This is a genomic window from Paraburkholderia sp. GAS348, assembly GCF_050434205.1.
Classification (GTDB): Bacteria; Pseudomonadota; Gammaproteobacteria; order Burkholderiales; family Burkholderiaceae; genus Paraburkholderia.
In genome coordinates this window covers 314,341-331,931 of sequence record NZ_JBNPVT010000006.1, presented here as the reverse complement: position 1 = coordinate 331,931, position 17,591 = coordinate 314,341, and the positions used below count along the sequence as shown (strand labels likewise).

10 protein-coding genes are annotated in these 17,591 nt (G+C 65.1%); 7 read left to right on the top strand and 3 right to left on the bottom strand.

All coding sequences use genetic code 11. The features are described 5' to 3' along the window. Positions 1–56: 56 nt before the first annotated feature. Complete coding sequence (locus P3T22_RS13805; protein WP_063495728.1) at positions 57–638, bottom strand: DJ-1/PfpI family protein; 582 nt, start codon at positions 636–638, stop codon at positions 57–59. 137 nt (positions 639–775) lie between these two features. On the opposite strand from P3T22_RS13805, the gene P3T22_RS13800 reads away from it, so the two are divergent. Continuing rightward, positions 776–1,255, top strand: a complete 480-nt coding sequence (locus tag P3T22_RS13800; RefSeq protein ID WP_063495729.1) for a hypothetical protein — start codon at positions 776–778, stop codon at positions 1,253–1,255. Positions 1,256–1,404: 149 nt separating this feature from the next. Then, the gene (locus P3T22_RS13795) at positions 1,405–4,020 is read left to right on the top strand and encodes a mechanosensitive ion channel family protein (protein ID WP_429325240.1); all 2,616 of its coding nucleotides are present in this window, start codon (positions 1,405–1,407) and stop codon (positions 4,018–4,020) included. A 65-nt stretch (positions 4,021–4,085) separates the two neighbouring features. Here P3T22_RS13795 and P3T22_RS13790 read toward each other — a convergent pair whose 3' ends face one another. Beyond that, positions 4,086–4,658, bottom strand: a complete 573-nt coding sequence (locus P3T22_RS13790; protein ID WP_429325272.1) for a cysteine dioxygenase — start codon at positions 4,656–4,658, stop codon at positions 4,086–4,088. Between the two features lie 213 nt (positions 4,659–4,871). On the opposite strand from P3T22_RS13790, the gene P3T22_RS13785 reads away from it, so the two are divergent. Both P3T22_RS13785 and P3T22_RS13780 read left to right on the top strand, forming a co-directional pair. Then, a complete protein-coding gene (locus P3T22_RS13785) occupies positions 4,872–5,354 on the top strand; it encodes an Lrp/AsnC family transcriptional regulator (protein ID WP_063495732.1) in 483 nt (160 codons plus the stop codon). 86 nt (positions 5,355–5,440) lie between these two features. After that, positions 5,441–5,659 carry a hypothetical protein gene (locus P3T22_RS13780; protein WP_063495733.1) on the top strand — a complete coding sequence of 73 codons (219 nt, stop codon included), beginning with the start codon at positions 5,441–5,443 and terminating at the stop codon, positions 5,657–5,659. A gap of 16 nt (positions 5,660–5,675) precedes the next feature. Here P3T22_RS13780 and P3T22_RS13775 read toward each other — a convergent pair whose 3' ends face one another. Further along, positions 5,676–8,024 carry an FUSC family protein gene (locus P3T22_RS13775; protein ID WP_063495734.1) on the bottom strand — a complete coding sequence of 783 codons (2,349 nt, stop codon included), beginning with the start codon at positions 8,022–8,024 and terminating at the stop codon, positions 5,676–5,678. A 212-nt stretch (positions 8,025–8,236) separates the two neighbouring features. Between P3T22_RS13775 and recC the strand changes: the two genes are divergently transcribed. Genes recC through P3T22_RS13760 form a run of 3 tightly spaced genes read left to right on the top strand, consistent with a single transcriptional unit; the run spans position 8,237 to position 17,438 of the window. Next, a complete protein-coding gene (gene recC, locus P3T22_RS13770) occupies positions 8,237–11,611 on the top strand; it encodes an exodeoxyribonuclease V subunit gamma (protein ID WP_429325239.1) in 3,375 nt (1,124 codons plus the stop codon). Beyond that, complete coding sequence (gene recB, locus P3T22_RS13765) at positions 11,608–15,300, top strand: exodeoxyribonuclease V subunit beta (RefSeq protein WP_429325238.1); 3,693 nt, start codon at positions 11,608–11,610, stop codon at positions 15,298–15,300. The genes recC and recB overlap by 4 nt, the downstream gene beginning before the upstream one ends. Then, complete coding sequence (locus P3T22_RS13760) at positions 15,297–17,438, top strand: AAA family ATPase (RefSeq protein WP_429325237.1); 2,142 nt, start codon at positions 15,297–15,299, stop codon at positions 17,436–17,438. The genes recB and P3T22_RS13760 overlap by 4 nt, the downstream gene beginning before the upstream one ends. The last annotated feature ends 153 nt before the right edge of the window (positions 17,439–17,591 follow it).

Sequence of the window (17,591 nt, the reverse complement as noted above, 5' to 3'; positions counted from 1 at the left end):
GCGAATGTGTTTTGGCGAGCGCGTATTGCCGCGAAGGCAAGGCGCTCGCCTTGGGATCAGAGTTCGATTCGCGTGCCGAGCAACACGAGGAATTGACGCAGCCACTCAGGGTGAGCCGGCCATGCGGGGGCGGTGACGAAATTGGCGTCGGTGATCGCCGCGTCGACTGGAATGTCGGCATACTCGCCGCCGGCCAGCTTCACTTCGGGCGCGCAGGCCGGGTAGGCGGAAATGCGTTTGCCGCGAATCACGTCGGCGGCAGCCAGCAGTTGCGCGGCGTGGCAGATCGCGGCGATCGGCTTGCCCGCTTCGGCGAACTGCCGCACGAGTTCGATCACCTTGTGATTGAGCCGCAGATACTCCGGCGCGCGGCCGCCTGCGATCGCCAACGCGTCGTATTGACGGGAATCGGCGTCGTCGAAGCTTGCGTTGAGCGTGAATTGGTGGCCCGGCTTTTCGGTGTAGGTCTGGTCGCCTTCGAAATCATGGATCGCGGTCTTGATCTTCTCGCCCGCTTTCTTGTTCGGACAGACCGCGTCGACCATATGGCCAACCGCCTGCAGTGCCTGAAACGGCACCATCGTTTCGTAATCCTCGGCGAAGTCGCCGGTCAGGAACAGAATCTTCTTTGCTGCCATCGCATGCCTCCAATTGATCAACGGAACACATCGAAACGCTCCGGGAGTCTACTCCAACGCGTTTGACAGAACCGCGACGGCGTATCATGGGCGCGTTTTCGCATGCGGAAGCCGCTCGGTGCGGCTCACACCCAGACATGACTTTATCTATACGTTCACCGTTGTTGCGCCGCGTCGCGGTTGTCGCCCTCGTGTTCGGCGGCCTCGCGGCTTGTCAGAAGAATGATGCATCGGCAGGGCAGGTCGCCGGCAAGCTCAACGATGCAGCGCAAGCCGCCGGTCAGAAGCTCGATCAGGCGGCCAGTTACGTCGACCAGCAGGTCGATGCGACCAAAGACGCCGCGCAGCGGAATCTGGAATCCGCTGCCTCCGCACCGTCGATCAAGATCGATCCCGCCGCGCTGGCATCGACCGCGCAAGCCAACCTGCAAGGCGCGGCGAGCGCCACGAATGCGCAACTCGGCAAGGCGGCGGCGCTGACTGGTCAGGGCCTCGAGACGGCCGGGCGCAAGCTGCAGGAGTGGTCGGCGCAGAGTTCGGCCTCGTCGGCTGGCGGGTCGGCTTCCGCGTCGGCGTCCAGCGATTCCGGCGACGCGCAAAAGCAGATGGACAAGTGAGGTGGCGGCCCCTGCGGCCGCTCGGGTGACGAGGCCGGCTCGCTAATCGATGAATTCGCGCAAGCGTCCTAACAATCGGTTACGCATGTTCGGTCGCAGGCGGTAGAACTGCGGCTACACTGGCGTCTCCCGTTTTCTTACGGATCGCCATGCAGTCATGCCCAATGCGGCGTGAGCCAGGGGCCGCGCCGTCTAACGGCGGGCAACCGGCGACTCACGCAAGCTTTCATTTTTCTTCCAGTCATGTCGGATGCAACGCTCGACGCGGCATGCGCGCTCACGTCGCGGCGTGGCTTGGCGCGTGGGTGGCCACGGCCTGCCTCGCGCTGATTCTGGGCATTGGATGGATGCCCGCGAGTGCCCAGGCCGCCGGCACGGGCACGCCAGTCATTCCGGCCTTGCAGAGCCTGATCAATAGTGCCACGGCAACGCCTGCGTCTGCCGCCTCGGGCGCCTCGGCCGCGGAAGCGGCCTCCGCCCCGTCGCCCGCGAGCCAGGCGGAACTGGCGCGCTCGCTCGACAGCGTGATCGCCACGCTCGACAACGACCGGCAGCGCACCGCGCTCGTCGTCCAACTCAAAAAGCTGCGCGAGGTCTCGCAAAACGTCGCGCCGCCCGCAGCCGCGCAGCCGAGTCCCGGCTTGCTCGGGGCGATCGCATCGGGCATCGCGTCGTTCGAATCCGGCGTGCATCAGGGCCGCACGCCCATGCGCTATTGGGCCGGACGCTTCAACGCGGCCGGCAACGAGCTCTACACGATCATTTCGGGTCAGGGGCAAGAGAAGTTCGCGCGCATCGTCTTTTCGATGATTGCCATGCTGGCCGGCTGGGGCGCGTGCGCCGGCGCGCTGATCTATGTGCAACACCGGCTGTACCGGCGCTTCGGTATCCTCATGGGGCTCAACCCGAATCCCACCACGCGCGAACTGCTGATCTTCGCGCTGCGCCGCGTCGGCCCGTGGATCATCGCCTTTCTCGCGGCGGTGCTGTTCGTGCGCGCAATGCCCGACGCGCTCGGCCGCACGCTCGGCCTCGTGGTCACCTACGCGATCGTCGCGGGTGCGGTGTTTTCGGCGATCTGTCTGATTATGTTTTCGCTGTTTGGCTCAGGGCATCGGCGGGTGGCGGTGCGCCTGCTGATCGATTACGCGCGGCGCGTGCTGTTCGTGGTGGGCATATGCGCTGCGCTCGGCGATGCGGCCGTCAACTATGACGTCGCGCATCAGCTGGGGTCGAATCTCGCCGCGCTGATTTCGACGGCCGCCAACATGACGGCCGCCGTGCTCACCGGCTATTTCGCGCTGGCGTTCCGCCGGCCCGTCGCGCATCTGATTCGCAACCGGCCTTACGAGCAGCGCCACGATCACAGGGCCGCGACCGACGCGTTCGACGTGCTCGCCTCGCTCTGGCACGTGCCGGTGCTGGTGCTCGCCGGGGCGTCGGTGGTGGCCACGCTCGGCGGCTCGGGTTCTAGCGAAAACGTGCTGCAGATTTCGGTGGTGACCGCGCTGTTGCTGGTGTTCGCCTTCTTTCTGTCGGCCATCGTGCTGCGCATGACGCGCCCGCGCAGCGCGCGCTCGCGGCGCCGCTCGCCCTATCTGTCGCGCTTGCTGCGCTTTTGCGGCACGCTGCTGACGTTGTTCATCTGGCTGTTCTTCTTCGAACTGGCGGCGCGTTTGTGGGGGGTGTCGCTCGCGGCAGTCGTGGAGGAAAACGTGGCGGCGCGCGGGATTGCGCACGCAGTGACCGCGATCATCGCGACGGTGTTCATTTCGTGGCTGCTGTGGATTCTGGTCGACACCGCGATTACCGAGGCCCTCAATCCGGGGGGGCCGCGCAACAAGTCGCGCAATCCGAGCATGCGGGCGCGCACCATGCTGCCGCTGCTGCGCAACGTGCTGCTGGTGTCGATCATGACGATTGCCGGCATCGTCACCGCGGCAAACCTCGGCATCAATGTGACGCCGCTCTTGGCCGGCGCCGGCGTGATCGGCCTCGCGATCGGCTTCGGCGCGCAGTCGCTCGTGACCGACCTGATCACGGGCCTGTTCATCATCATCGAAGACACGATTTCAGTTGGCGACTGGATCGACGTGGACGGTGGGCATGCGGGCACCGTCGAGCATCTGTCGATCCGCACCGTCCGTTTGCGCGATGGGCAAGGCGCGATTCACGCGATCCCGTTCTCGCAGATCAAGATCGTCAAGAACCTGTCGCGCGACTTCGCCTACGCGGTGTTCGAAGTGCGGATGTCGTTCTCGACCGACGTCGATCAGATCACCCAGCTGATTCGGGAAGTCGGCGCCGATCTGATGGCCGACTTCCGCTATCGGCGCGAAATGCTCGGGCCGATCGAGGTGTGGGGGCTCGACCGTTTCGATCCGAACTGGATGGTCGTGAAAGGGCAGATCAAGACGCGGCCGTTGCAGCAATGGAGCGTGGCGCGCGCCTTCAATTTGCGGCTCAAACGCAAGATGGACGAAGCCGGCATCGAGATTCCGGTGCCGCAGATGCGTGTGTACACGTCGTCGAAGGATAGCGAAGGACAGCCTTTGCAGGACGATGAGCTGCGCGAGACCGGTCCGCATGGGCATGGGCACGCGCGTGCTGCCGAGACGGGCGCCTCGGCGCGGTCCGCGCACGCTGCGGTGGCGATGGCACGCGATGTGTCGCACGAACCGCGTCCGGCGCCGCCGCCAACCGGGCAGACCGCGCCGATTCCGCCACAGATTCCGACGGCGGGCGAAGCGGGTGGCAAAAGCTGATTGCGCTACAAGCCGGGTGAGCGGACCTTCGCGCGGTTTGCGTCTTTACGCAGGATGAACGGGTCTCAGGAGATTGCCGGTGCGTTGGCTGCGCGTACGATGTCGTTGACATGCGTGGCCATCTGCGCGCCCGCGACACCGTAGATATGCAGCGAGACGGCGGGCGCGTCGCTGCCATTGCCCAGCTGGTGAATGCCGCCGCCCTTGCCGCCGCGCGCAAACGACACGGCTCCGGCATTGCGCGCTTGTGTACGTGTGGCGCTTGCGCAGTGTTGTGCGCCGTTCCATTCGAAGACCGTTTCGCTCAGTGTGCCGTCGAGTACCGCGTAGCCGCACCACGTGTGGTGCGCATGCACCGGGCTTGCCTGGCGCGGCAGCCACACCAGCGAGGCGATCGCATAGCGGCCCTGCGGATCGGCGGCCAGCAGATGACGCCGGTAATTTTCAACGGAGCCTTCGCGTTGCGCCGGCGTGAGCAACGCGGGACTCGCCGCGGCTTCGGCCAGCGCGAGGCGCATGCTGCGCGCGAAGAAGGTCGAATCCGACGGTTTAGGGAGTTCCACGCAGGCTTCGAACAACGCGTCGAGCGCGTCGCACAGGTGCGCGAGCGGCGCGCTGCGGTGCGCGCGCGAGGGCATTTCACTCGCCCCGGCAAACTGCGCGGCGTGGACGGAGGAACGGGCGACGGGTCTGGAAGGAATGTCTTGGCTCATGATCGCGGCGCAGCGGTGTGGCTGCTTATCGGCTATTTTTGGATAGACACATTTATACCCGTTTGCCTGGAGAAAGAGTTTCCATATAATTCCACTCAAAGTCTTAAAAGTAGAATAATTTCCTATGGGGGTGTGACGATGGGAATGGATATCATCGATCGGCGGCTGCTCGAACTGCTGCAGGAAGACGCAACCATGCCGATCGCCGAACTGGCGCAGCGCGTGAATCTGTCGCAAACGCCGTGTTGGAAGCGGCTGCAGCGTCTGAAAGAGACGGGCGTGATTCGCGCCCAGGTGGCGTTGTGCGATGCGCGCAAACTCGGCGTGGGCACGACCGTGTTCGTGGCGGTGCGTACGAATCAGCACACCGAGGCTTGGGCGCGGACCTTTACGCGTGCGGTGCAGGAGATTCCGGAGGTGGTGGAGGTGTACCGGATGAGCGGCGAAACCGATTACCTGCTGCGCGTGGTGGTGTCCGATATCGACGACTACGATCGCGTCTATAAACTGTTGATCGCCGCCGTGCCGCTGTATGACGTGAGCTCGAGTTTTGCGATGGAACAGATCAAATACTCGACGGCGCTGCCGGTGCGGCCTTCGGCCGTGGTAGAGGGGCGCTGATTGCAAGCCGTGTGCAAGCTCGGTGGGCGTAGAATGCCGCCTTCCCAGACACTATCCGCGACCGCCTCGCGAACCGAGCCCGCCTCATGAACAAACCGCCGCGCAAGAAGAACCCGACCTTTGGCATTGCTGTTTTCATCGTGGTCGCGGTACTGCTGGTGATCGCCACGCTTTTCTATAACGCCATCACGGAAAAGCGCGATTTCGACCGCCAGAACGCGCCGGCGCCGACGATTTCATCGGACGCGACTGCGGCGGCGGCTGCGGCTGCCGAAGCGAAGCCCGCAAGCGGCGCCGCGCAATAAGAGGGCGCGATCGTTTTCACTCTTCTGGCAGGCGAATCAGGCTCGCATCCTTGCGAATCTGCGCCGACGCCGTCAGCATCTGTTTGCACTGATGGGCGAGCAATTTCATGTCGTGGACGGTGTCCGCCGAGTGGCTCGGCGATTTCTCCGTCTCGACCACCATCGCATCCAACTTGCGCATCAATAGTTTGACCTGCTCGCCTTGGTCGGCGGGCGGCGCGCTACCGGCTTCGGCTTCGGTCAGATTGTCGCGGACCACGCTCAGGGCGCGTTGCAACGGCTGCAGCGAGACGCTGTCGGCCTGCTGCGCCGAGGTGCGCAGCAACGGCGCGGCTGCTGTGATCTGCGAGGCGAGCACGTGGCTGCGCACCAGCAGGTCGTTCAATTCCGGCACGAACCTCTGCGCGGACTTCGGCTCGAGCATCATGCGCTGGAACGCCTGGCCCAGATTGGCAAACGCGACGTGGACGTTCTTGCGCGCAAGCCGGTAGCGATAATCGCGATCGAGCGCGGTTGCAGCGGCTACGGCGGCAGGGGACGCGCCGCCGGCCGGCTTGCTGGATTCGATCGCCGGATCGGCCATTGCCGCGACGGGCGCAAACGCGCCGGCCTCAGTGACCGTGGCGACCACCGCGGCGGCCGGCTTGCCGCTCCACCACCAACTCGCCTCCAGATATTGCCGCGTCGCATTGATCATGTTGTTGACGAGCTTGCCCATCAACCGGTATTCCCAGTAGGGGAACAGATGGCTCGCCGCAATCGCGATCGCGCAGCCCACCACGGTATCGATTGCGCGCTCGCCGATGATGCGCATGCTGCCCGGCGCGAGCAGGTGGAACATGAGCAGCACATACGAGGACGTGAACACCACGCTCGCCGTGTAATTGAACAGCAACAGGCTGTAGCTCATCACCATCGACGCGAACATCACCACCAGCAGGATATGCGGCTCCTTGACGAAGATAATCAACGCGATGCTCGCCGCACAGCCAATCAGCGTGCCGACTATCCGCTGGCCGTTGCGCTGCTTGGTCAGCGAATAGCCCGGCTTCAGGATGATGACGGTGGTCATCACGATCCAGTATGCGTTGGTGAGCGGCAGCAGACGGCCGAGCCAGAAACCCACGGCGACCGCAATCGTCACGCGCAGCGCATGGCGGAAGCTCGGCGAGGCCATGGTCAGATTCGAGAAGATCTGCCCGAGCGGCACGCGGCGGCTCGATACGAAGCGGGAGAGCGCCTTGTCGAGGCGCAGTTCGGTCTCGGTCTCGGTCGCGCCGGGATCGCTCGACAGGCTTTGGTGCATCTTGTCGATCAGGCGCGTGGCGCTCCAGATACGCCGGAAGGTGGACGATATCGCCGAATAAGCCTCAGGATTTTTGGCAGCCAGGTCCTGCTTGCGCATTAGTTCGATCTCGAACTCGATGGCGCGCAATTCGGCTTTAACATTCACGCGCTTACGCGGCGGCTGATTTTGCAATACCGCGAGTCCGATTTCTTCGAGATCGGCTGCGCATTTGCGAATCAGATCGCGATAGAACACCACCAGGTCGGAGGCGCCAAACGTGTTACGTACCAGCGAGTAATCGACATGCGTGCCAACAAACAGTTCGTGCAGATCGACCGTATTGATGAACAGATTGAACAGCATCGCCCGGCGCGGCTCGAGCCGGCCGGTTTTCAGCTTCGGCAGATTGCGCAGCACGATGTCGCGCGCGGCATCCTGACGATCGACCGCAGCGATCTGCTTGTCGACCAGATTGCGATAGCACTCGTCGAGATCGTTATCGAGATCGTAAAAGGCGGCGCGCGCGAGCAGGTAATCCGCGCATGCGAACACGCTTTCGGCGAGCGCCTGCTGTTCGATGCGATGCATCATCCAGTGGCTCACGAAAGTCGACCAGTACGTGTACCAGAGACCGCCCACCAGAATCCATGACGCATTGACGAGCGCTTGCATCGGCGTGAAATGCTCTTCCAGCGTCATGATCATCATGAACAGCGTGGCGAAGCTGATCTGCGGCCAGCGGTTGCCATACACGACGATCAATGAGAGCACAAACGTGAGCGGCACGACCGTGCACCATAACGCCACCGGGTTGACCGTGGCGAGACCGGTGGCGAGCGCGGACAGGAAGCCGATCACCGAGCACGCCAGCATTTCGTTGTGCTTGTACTTGAGCGGGCCCGGCATATCGACCACACATGCGCCGAGCGCGCCCGTCGCGATCGTGAAGCCGAGTTCGTGATCGTGAAACACGATCAAACACAATATGGGCGGCAACGACACGCCGACTGCGATGCGCAGGCCGCCATAAAAGTATTGGCTGTAAAGGAATTTTTTTATTTCAACCGAATAGCGCATCGACTGCCTGGATTCCATTCACTGAGAGAACGCGGTTGAAAAGGTCGACCCGGGACAGACCCAAACTGCCGTCGAGTCTAACTGATTTTGTGCCTGATCTGACCTCGTCCATTCGGCCAGGTTCTGCCCTGGGAGCGCGTTTGTTATGCTGTCGCCTCAATGTCTGTTGCGGCCCGGGCGTTCCGCTCGCGTCGCCTGCTTCCTCGAGATCCATGCTCCAGCTCTTCTACTCGAACCGCTACGAAACCCTTGTCGGCGCACTGCTCGACGATCTGGCGCAAGCGCCGTCCGATCCCTGGACCGCGCGGCCCGTGATCGTCCCGAGCGCGGCGGTGCGGCGCCGGCTCGAGCTCGACATCGCGGTGCGCCAGGGTATCTGCGCGAATGTCAATTTTGGTTATCTCGCGCAGTGGCTGTGGGCGCAAATCGGCGGCGTGATCGAAGTGCCCAGGCATTCGCCGTTCGCGCCTGACCGCCTCGTCTGGCGCTGCTACCGGCTGCTTGGGGAGGCGGATGAAGGATTGCCGTGGAACGCCTCGCCGCGTCTTCGTACCTATCTCGATGCGGCGGATGCGTCGATGCGTTACGAACTGGCGCGCCGCGTGGCCACCGTGCTCGACCACTATCTGACCTATCGCCCGGAATGGCTGCTGCAATGGCAGAAGGGCGGTTCGATCTTCGCAAGCGGCGCTGCGGACGACACCGGTCCGCGTCTCGTCGGCGCGAGCGTTGCGGCGCGTGAGGACGAGCGTTGGCAAGCGGCACTGTGGCGCGCCGTGCTTGCCGAAGTGGCGGGCAATGCGCAAACGCCCGCGGTCGCCTTGCCGCCCGCTTATCGCTTTCTCGAAGAAATCGGCAAGCTCGATCTGGAAGCCATCTCGAACGCGCAGTGGCCCGAAGCCGTCAGCGTGTTCGCACTGCCGACCATGCCGCCGTTGCACGTTGCGTTGCTGCGCGCGTTGTCGCGCTGGGTCGATGTGCGTCTGTATGTGATGAATCCGTGCCGCGAGTTCTGGTTCGACGTTGTCAGCGCGGGCCGCGTCGAAGCGCTCGATGCCGCAGGCCAGCTCGACTATCAGGAAGTGGGCCATCCGCTGCTGGCCGAGTGGGGCCGCCAGACTCAGGCGCAACTGCACATGCTGCATGAGCTGACCGAGAGCGCCGCGTCCGGCGAGACTGGCGACTTCACCGAGAATCCGGAACCGAGCTGGCTCGCCGCCGTGCAGAACGGCATTCTCGATCTGCGGGCGGAAACGGACACGGACGAATTGCCGGTCGAGAACGGCATCGAAGTCCATGTGTGTCACAGCCTGTCGCGGCAGCTTGAAGTCCTGCATGACCGCCTGCTCGGGTGGTTCGACGAGTTCGGCGATCTGCAGCCGTCCGACGTGCTGGTTGCCGTGTCCGATCTCGCGGCGGCCGGGCCGTTGATCGATGCGGTGTTCGGCACCGCGCCCCTTGGCGATACGCGCCGCATTCCGTATCGCATTACCGGCTTGCCGCCCTCGCAGGCCAATCCAGTCGCGCGTTTACTGCTGGACTGGCTGGCCTTGCCTGAGCGGAGCGTGGGTGCGCCGGATCTGATCGAATGGCTGCGGGTCGATGCGATCGCCGCGCGCTACGGGATCGATGCCAGTGCGCTCGAAGCCGCGCAGGAATGGCTCGCGGCCGCCGGTGCGCGGCGCGGGCTCGTGCCCGGCGAGCCGACGGGCGAGCACGTGCCGGTGGCGCGTCATACGTTCGCCGACGCGCTGACCCGGCTGTACCTCGGTTATGCGATGCCGGATGGCGGCGAGCCGGTCGATGCGTGGTTGCCCGTTGAGGGCGCCGATGGATCGGCCGCGGAGCTGCTCGGCCGCCTGTCACGTTTCGTCGACGATATCGAGACCTTCGCACAGCGCTGCGCGGCCGAACAGACACCTGCCGAATGGACGCAACTGCTGCTCGAAACACTCGCGCAGTGTTTCGACGGCGGCGTGGAGTTTGCCGATTCGCTGGCGGCGGTGCGTGACGCCATTGACAAGATGGGCGACGCGATGCAAGCGGGCGCAGAAGACGTCGTACTGCCGGCCGCCGTGGTGCGCGGCGCACTCACCGAGGCGCTCGACGACCCGGCGCGTGGCGGCGTGCCTTGGGGTAGCGTGACGTTTTCGTCGCTGACCAGCTTGCGCGGGTTGCCATACCGGATCGTCTGCCTGCTCGGCATGGACGACGGCGTGTTGCCGAGCCTCGCCCGCGCCGACGAATTCGACCTGATGGCCGCGTTCGGCAAAGCAGGCGACCGGCAGCGCCGCGACGACGAACGCAATCTGTTCCTCGATCTGCTGCTGGCGGCGCGCGACCGGCTGTTTATCGCCTATACGGGCCGCAGCATTCGAGACAACGCGCCGTTGCCGCCGGCTGCGCTGGTCGACGAATTGCTCGATCACCTCGCGCAAGTGTCGGCGGGGGAAGGGGCGAGTCCCGCGGAAATCGAAGCCGCACGGCATGCGTTCATTGTCGGTCACCCGCTGCAGGCGTTCGCGTCGGACTATTTTTCGTCGCAGCGAGGCCTCTTCACTTACGACATGGATCGTGCGGAACTGGCCAGTTTGCTGGCCGCACCGCAGCATCCGGTCGCGGCGCCATTCTTCGATCAACCGTTGCCCGCCGAAGACGCGGCCCCCGTTGCATTCGACGAATTCGTGCGCTTCTGGCGTCATCCCGCGCGTGCGCTGTTGCGCGACCGGTTGGGTATCGTGTTGTCGGATGCGCAGGGCGAATTGCTCGACACCGAACCGTTCGAACTTGACTGGGCCGGCCGCGATGCCCTGGCGGAACGGCTCCTGCCTGTCCTGTTGAATAGCGAAACCGAAGACGAGGGCCTGTTCGAGCGCGTGCGCCGAGTCGCCGCAGCCAGTCCCGAGCTGCCGGGTGGCGCGACCGGCGCGGTATGGCGCTCGCGCGAACTCGGCGCGCTGCGCCAACTCGCCGACAGCGTGCGCCGCGAAGTCGCTTCAGGTGTCGAGCGTTTGCCGTTCGTGCTCGATATCGTGCCGCGCTGGCCCGATCGTGCCGACATCGCCGATACGCTTTTCGGCCCTCACGACGCGGCGCTCCGCAAAGCGGCCGAAACACCGCTGCAACTGCACGGCACCTTGAATTTGCTGACCGAAACAGGACAAGTGATTTTCCGCTACGCCAAACCTACTGCACGCGACTATCTGTCGGCGTGGCTTGCGCATCTGGTCTATTGCGCGGCGCAGCCGAACGGCCCACGCCGCACGGTTTGGCATGGCAGCGGCGAGAGCTTCGAGCTTACGCCGGTCGCCGCGCCACTCGATGAACTGGCGCCGCTTGCCGCATTGTTCAGAGCCGGGCGCATGCTGCCGCTGCGCTTTTTCCCGAAGAGCGCGTGGGCGAAGGTCAGCGAGAGTGATTCCGCGGCGCAGGGCGTATGGATCAACGATCGGGTGCGCGGCGAATCAGATGACCCCGCTTTGCGCATCGCGCTGCGCGGCACGCCGCTTTCGCTCGACGAACCGTTCGGCAGTCTTGCCTCGATCGTCTTCAAACCGCTCGTGCAGCATCTGCGGAGCGCATCATGAGCGGCGCCGTTCACCATCACGCGCTGGTCGCGCAAGAGCTCGACGTCTTCGCCTGTTCGCTCGACGGCGTCAATCAGATCGAGGCGTCGGCGGGAACCGGCAAGACCTGGAACATCTGCGCGTTGTACGTGCGCCTGCTGCTCGAAAAGAACCTGAACGCCGATCAGATTCTTGTCGTGACCTTTACGAAGGCGGCGACCGCGGAGTTGCACGAGCGGATTCGCGGGCGGCTCGCGGAACTGGACCGGGCTATCGATACGGACGACGACGGTGGCGATCCGTTTATCCGGCGCCTCTTTGAAACGACCCTTGCGCCGGAGCGCGGCATCGATCGCGAGACCGCGTTGAAGGTCGTACGCCGCGCACTGCGCACGTTCGACCAGGCCGCGATTCACACCATTCACGCGTTCTGTCAGCGTGCCTTGCAGGAGGCGCCGTTCGCCGCGGCCATGCCGTTCGCCTTCGAAATGGAAGCCGACGACGCTGCCTTGCGTTTCGACATGGCGGCCGATTTCTGGCGCGAGCAGGTAGAACCAGTGGCCTACGCGCATCCTGCGTTTGCCGCATGGCTGGTGGCCAAACGCGCCGGCCCCGCGTCGCTCGATGAGCAACTCGCGCGGCGCCTGAAGAAGCCGTTGGCGCAGTTGCGCTGGGGCAAGATCGATTCAGGTGGAAACGATGCCGATCCGCAGGCGGGTTTCGATGCTGCCTGCGCCATGTGGCAGGCGGAACGAGACGCGATCGTCAGTCTGCTTGGAGAAGCGCAAGACCGTTTGAGCAAGACCTCGCACAAGCCCGACCTCGTGAGCGCCGCGATCGCCGCGTGGACCGAATACTTCGCCCAGGGCGATTGTCATGCGCCGCCGCCCAAGGCTGCGTTGAAGCTGACGGCTTCGGCGTTGAAGAAGGCCACCAAGGTCAAGTTCGAACCGCCTGAACATCCGTTCTTCGAGCACGCGGAAGCGCTGGCCGCAGCCGTGGTTGCCGCCGAAGCCGCGCAACGTGCGCGCTGGCTCTCGCTCGTAGAAACCTGGCTCGACTACGCGCCCGCCGAACTGGTGGCGCGCAAACGCACGCGCCGGGTGGTGTCGTTCGACGATCTGCTGTCCAACCTGTATCGCGCGCTCGCCGCCAACCCCTGGCTTGCCGATGCTTTGCGCACGCGTTATCCGGCCGCGCTGATCGACGAGTTTCAGGATACCGATCCGTTGCAGTTCGCGATCTTCAGCCGCATTTTCGCGCCGGCCGGCCCGTTGTTTCTGGTCGGCGATCCGAAGCAGGCGATCTACAGTTTCCGCGCGGCGGATTTGCATACCTATCTGGCGGCACGTGCGGCGGCTTCGGCGTGCTACACGCTCGCGGTCAATCAGCGTTCGACCGCGCCGATCGTCGAGGCCTGCAACCGGCTGTTCGAAGCCAATCCCCAAGCGTTCGTGCTCGACGGTCTCGACTATCAGCCGGTGCGGGCTGGCGAGCGGCGCCGTCCTCCTTTTTCCGAACCCGCGGCGAGCGCGGGCGACTTTCGCATCTGGACCCTGCCACAAGGCGACGCCGCGTCGACCAAACGCGAAGCACAGCGTGCGGCGAGCGAAGCCTGCGCCGCGGAGATCGTGCGGCTCCTGCGCGGTGCGCGCGAAGGGTCGGTGACGATCGGCGACGCGCCGCTCGCGCCGGGCAATATCGCGGTGCTCGTGCAAACGCATAAGCAGGGCAGTCTGATCAAGCGTGTGCTGGCGTCGTGGGGTGTCGGCAGCGTCGAACTGGCGCAGGCCTCGGTGTTCGCGACGCTCGACGCCGAGCAGATCGAACGCGTGCTGGCCGCGGTCGATACACCGGGCGATCTGCGCCGTTTGCGCGCCGCGCTCGCCACCGACTGGCTCGGCCTCGATGCCGCCGCGTTGTGGCACCTCGAGCAGGTCGCCGACGCGCCGGCGCCAGCCGGCGATCCCGCGCATGCCGCGGACGCGATGGGTTGGGTCGAACGTTTCTCGCGCTATCGCACGCTATGGCACGAGCGCGGCTTCGCCTTGATGTGGCGCACGCTGATGCGCGAACTGCGAGTCGCACAACGCCTGGTGGCCGGACCGGACGGCGAGCGCCGTCTGACGAACGTGAATCATCTGGCCGAACTCGTACAGGCGCGTGCCGCCACGCAACCCGGCATCGCACCGACATTGCGCTGGCTTGCCGCGCAACGTACGCAAGGTGGTGGCGAAGATGCGCAATTGCGGCTCGAGTCGGATCGCAACCTTGTGCAGATCGTCACCGTGCACAAGTCGAAAGGGCTGGAATATGCGGTTGTGTTCTGTCCGTTTCTGAACGACGGTGCGCTGCGCGAGCCGCCATCCTCCGGTTTGCCCGATGCGCGCGAGTATCACGACGAAACGGGCGGCGCCGTGCTGCACTACGGTTGCGATGACGAAGAGGCCGAACGCGCGTCACGTTACGCCGCGCGCGAACAGGCGGCGGAGCGGGCGCGGCTCGTCTATGTGGCGCTGACGCGCGCGGTGTATCGCTGCTATCTGGTTGCCGGTACTTATCTTTCGTCGCGCTCCACCAAGGAGTCGCGCCGCAGCGTGTTGAACTGGCTGGTGGGGGGCGGCGGTCACAGCTTCGACGATTGGCTCACCGATCCACCCGACGAAGCCGCCTTGTCCGAGCGATGGCGCGCATTGGCGGGCGGCCCGATCACGTTGCAGGCGTTACCGAAAGTGGAGCGCCGTGTGCCGTTGGAAAGCCTTCAGGATAGCGGCGCGCGGATGCAGGCGCGCGCCAGCCGGCGGCTATTGCGCGATCAGTGGCGCATGGCGAGCTTCAGCGGCTTGATCGCCGCCGGTGGCAAAGCCGAAGAGGCGCATACGCCGGTGGAAGAGGTGCGTCCCGATCACGATGAGATCGCCGATGCGCTAGTACCTGTGCCGTTGCCGGTGCCGCAAGCGCCGACCTACGCGGAGGACGACATTCTCGCGTTTCCACGCGGCGCGGCGGCGGGCGACTGTCTGCACCGCATGTTCGAACTCGCGGATTTCACCGATCCGCATACGTGGCCGGATGCGATCCGGGGCGCTTTGCGCGAGCGCCCGGTGCCGGCCGTGTCCGAACTCGCGGCACGTTTGCCCGCCATGATGCATAAGCTGATCGCGGACGTCGTGACCACCGAGCTCGTCCCCGGCATGGCGCTCGCCAGGCTGAATCCGCGGCGGCGCCTGAATGAACTCGAATTTCTGTTTGCCGCGCCGTCGCTCGATTTTCCGGCGTTGCGCGAGCTGCTGATCGAACACGGCTATCCCGACGTTGCGCTGGAACCCGGCGTGTTGCGCGGTTTCGTCAAAGGATTTATCGACATGATCGTCGAGCACGACGGACGCTTCTGGATCGTCGACTGGAAGTCGAACCATCTGGGCGACACCGCCGCCGACTACGCCGCGGCGCCGCTCGAAGCGGCCATGGCGAGCCACGCGTATCACCTGCAGGCGCTGCTCTATACGGTGGCGCTGCATCGCTATCTGAAAACGCGGGTGCGCGATTATGCGTACGACACGCACATCGGCGGCTATCTCTACCTGTTCGTGCGCGGCGTTCGTCCGCACTGGCGCGATGCCGACGGGGCGGCGGGCGTGCATATGCGGCGGCCTGCATTCGAACTGGTGGCGCTGCTCGATGCGGCGATGATCGGAGGTGTCGCATGAGCACGTTCGAGCGGAACTCTTCCGCGCCGCCGGAGCTGGATGACATCGGGGTGAATTTACCGGCGCCGGCCGACTTCAGCACCGCGCTTGCCGAAGGGTTCGCGCGCCGCATCGGCATTTTGGCGCGGCGCGGCGGCGCGTCGGGCGAGGCGGTGAAGTGGGCGGCGCGGGCCGCCTTCGCGGCGAGCCGCGCGACGGCCGAAGGGCACGTGTGCCTGCCGCTTGCCGTGCTGGCGCGACGCTTCGATGCGCCGAGCGCACAAGTGCGCGCGGCGCTGTTCGCGAGCGGCATGGTCAGCGACGGTTCGCAAAGCGCCGCGGCGTTGCGGCCGCTGGTGATCGATGGGCAACAGCGGCTGTATCTGGCGCGCTACTACGACTACGAGCGGCGTCTCGCGCGCTCACTGGTTATGCATGCGGACGGGGGCTCCGGCGCAGGTGTGAGCACGGACACGGACACCCAAACGCTGCACGAGCGTCTGCTGCGCTACTTCGGGCCGCCGCAGGACGACGAGGTAGACTGGCAACGCGTCGCGGCAGTCATGGCGCTGTCTGGGCGGTTGACCATCGTCAGCGGCGGGCCGGGCACCGGCAAGACTACGACGATAGTCGGCGTGCTCGCCTGTTTGCTCGATGCGCGGACCGATCTGCGCATTGCATTGGCGGCGCCCACCGGCAAAGCCGCGCAACGGATGCAGGAAGCCTTGATCGCACGTGCCGGCGATTTGCCCCCCGAACTCGCCGCGCGCTTGCCGCAGACGTCGTACACCTTGCATCGGCTGCTCGGTTCCGGGCCGGCCGGGCGCTTCCGGCATCATCGCGACAACCCGCTGCCTTACGACGTTGTCGTGATCGACGAGGCGTCGATGATCGACGTCGCGATGGCGGCGCATCTGCTCGATGCCATTGCGCCGCAGACCCGTCTGGTGATGCTGGGCGACAAGGACCAACTTGCCGCCGTCGAGGCCGGCGCGGTGTTCGCCGAGCTCAGCGCACGGCCTGCTTTTACGCCGAATGGACTGCAGCGGATCGCCGAGGCGCTTGGCATTGAAGCGGCGCGCTTGTCGCAAGCACTGCCGGGCGTATCGAGCGGCTTTGACGGGGAGGCTGACGATCTTTTCGCGCATGCGGATGCGCCGGACGATTTCGATACACTGCCTGACGACTTGTTTGTCGACGCCGATGCACGGCGCGCATTCGGCGGACTACCCGGCGACGATCTCTTTGCGAGCAGGCCGGCGCCGGCTACCGGAGCGCAATTGTCGCGGTCGTCTTCGCGATCGTCATCGGGATCGCCTTCGCCGGCTCAAAACCCACTCGCCGATTGCGTCATCTGGCTCGAGCGTAACTATCGGTTCGGTCTCGAATCGCCGATCGGTCGCTTGTCGCTCGCGATTCGCAACGGCGCGGCCGGCGTGGCGCTCGAAGTCCTGCGCATCGATCCTGCCGAACCTTGCGCAGCGGCGTTGTACGAAGACACGCATGCGACGCTTGCCGAGCGCACCGTCGCGCGGCTTGCCGCCGGTTTCGCGGCGTACGCGGAGGCGCTCGCCGAAGCGCTAGCCGCTGAAACACCGGACCCATTGCCGCTCTTCGATGCGCTGAACCGCTTTCGAATTCTGTGTGCGACGCGTTCGGGGCCGCGTGGCGTCGATCAGGTGAATGCCGCAATGGCCGCGCAGGTGCGGCGCTCGGCGAGCGTGACACTGGCTGTAGGCGCGCATTGGTTCGCCGGACGCCCCGTGATGGTCACACGCAACGATTACGCGCTCGGGCTGTTCAACGGCGACATCGGTATTGCACTGCCGGGTGTGGGCGGTGCGTTGCGCGTCTATTTCCGTACCGGCGACGGCGGTCTGCGAGCCGTATCGCCTGCTGCGCTGCCGCCGCACGATACGGCATTCGCGCTCACGGTCCATAAGTCGCAGGGTTCGGAGTTCCAGCATGCGGTGTTGATGCTGCCGTCGGTGTTCAGCCGCGTGTTGTCACGCGAACTCGTGTACACGGCAATTACCCGCGCGCGTGAGCGGGTGGAGGTGATCGGCGCGCGCGCCGTGCTGGCGCAAGCCATTGCGACGCCGACGCAGCGTGATTCGGGTTTGGCCGCGCGAATTGCGGAGGTGTGGCGCGCCGCCTAGCAGCATGGCGTGGGCAACGCGCGTGTTCGTTCGCGGGCTCAGCAAGGAGTGCGGGCGAGTCGGACAGTCCGGGTGGCGCGAGCAGGCGAGGCAACGTGGGCAACCGGGCAACCGGGCAACCGGGCAACCGGGCAGCCAAGCAGCCAAGCAGCC

Excerpts from the sequence above, each read along its gene's own strand:
- P3T22_RS13800 (WP_063495729.1), top strand. The coding sequence starts at position 776 with ATGACTTTATCTATACGTTCACCGTTGTTGCGCCGCGTCGCGGTTGTC.
- P3T22_RS13780 (WP_063495733.1), top strand. The coding sequence starts at position 5,441 with ATGAACAAACCGCCGCGCAAGAAGAACCCGACCTTTGGCATTGCTGTT.
- P3T22_RS13805 (WP_063495728.1), bottom strand. The coding sequence starts at position 638 with ATGGCAGCAAAGAAGATTCTGTTCCTGACCGGCGACTTCGCCGAGGAT.
- P3T22_RS13795 (WP_429325240.1), top strand. The coding sequence starts at position 1,405 with ATGCAGTCATGCCCAATGCGGCGTGAGCCAGGGGCCGCGCCGTCTAAC.
- recB (WP_429325238.1), top strand. The coding sequence starts at position 11,608 with ATGAGCGGCGCCGTTCACCATCACGCGCTGGTCGCGCAAGAGCTCGAC.
- recC (WP_429325239.1), top strand. The coding sequence starts at position 8,237 with ATGCTCCAGCTCTTCTACTCGAACCGCTACGAAACCCTTGTCGGCGCA.
- P3T22_RS13790 (WP_429325272.1), bottom strand. The coding sequence starts at position 4,658 with ATGCCCTCGCGCGCGCACCGCAGCGCGCCGCTCGCGCACCTGTGCGAC.
- P3T22_RS13760 (WP_429325237.1), top strand. The coding sequence starts at position 15,297 with ATGAGCACGTTCGAGCGGAACTCTTCCGCGCCGCCGGAGCTGGATGAC.
- P3T22_RS13775 (WP_063495734.1), bottom strand. The coding sequence starts at position 8,024 with ATGCGCTATTCGGTTGAAATAAAAAAATTCCTTTACAGCCAATACTTT.
- P3T22_RS13785 (WP_063495732.1), top strand. The coding sequence starts at position 4,872 with ATGGGAATGGATATCATCGATCGGCGGCTGCTCGAACTGCTGCAGGAA.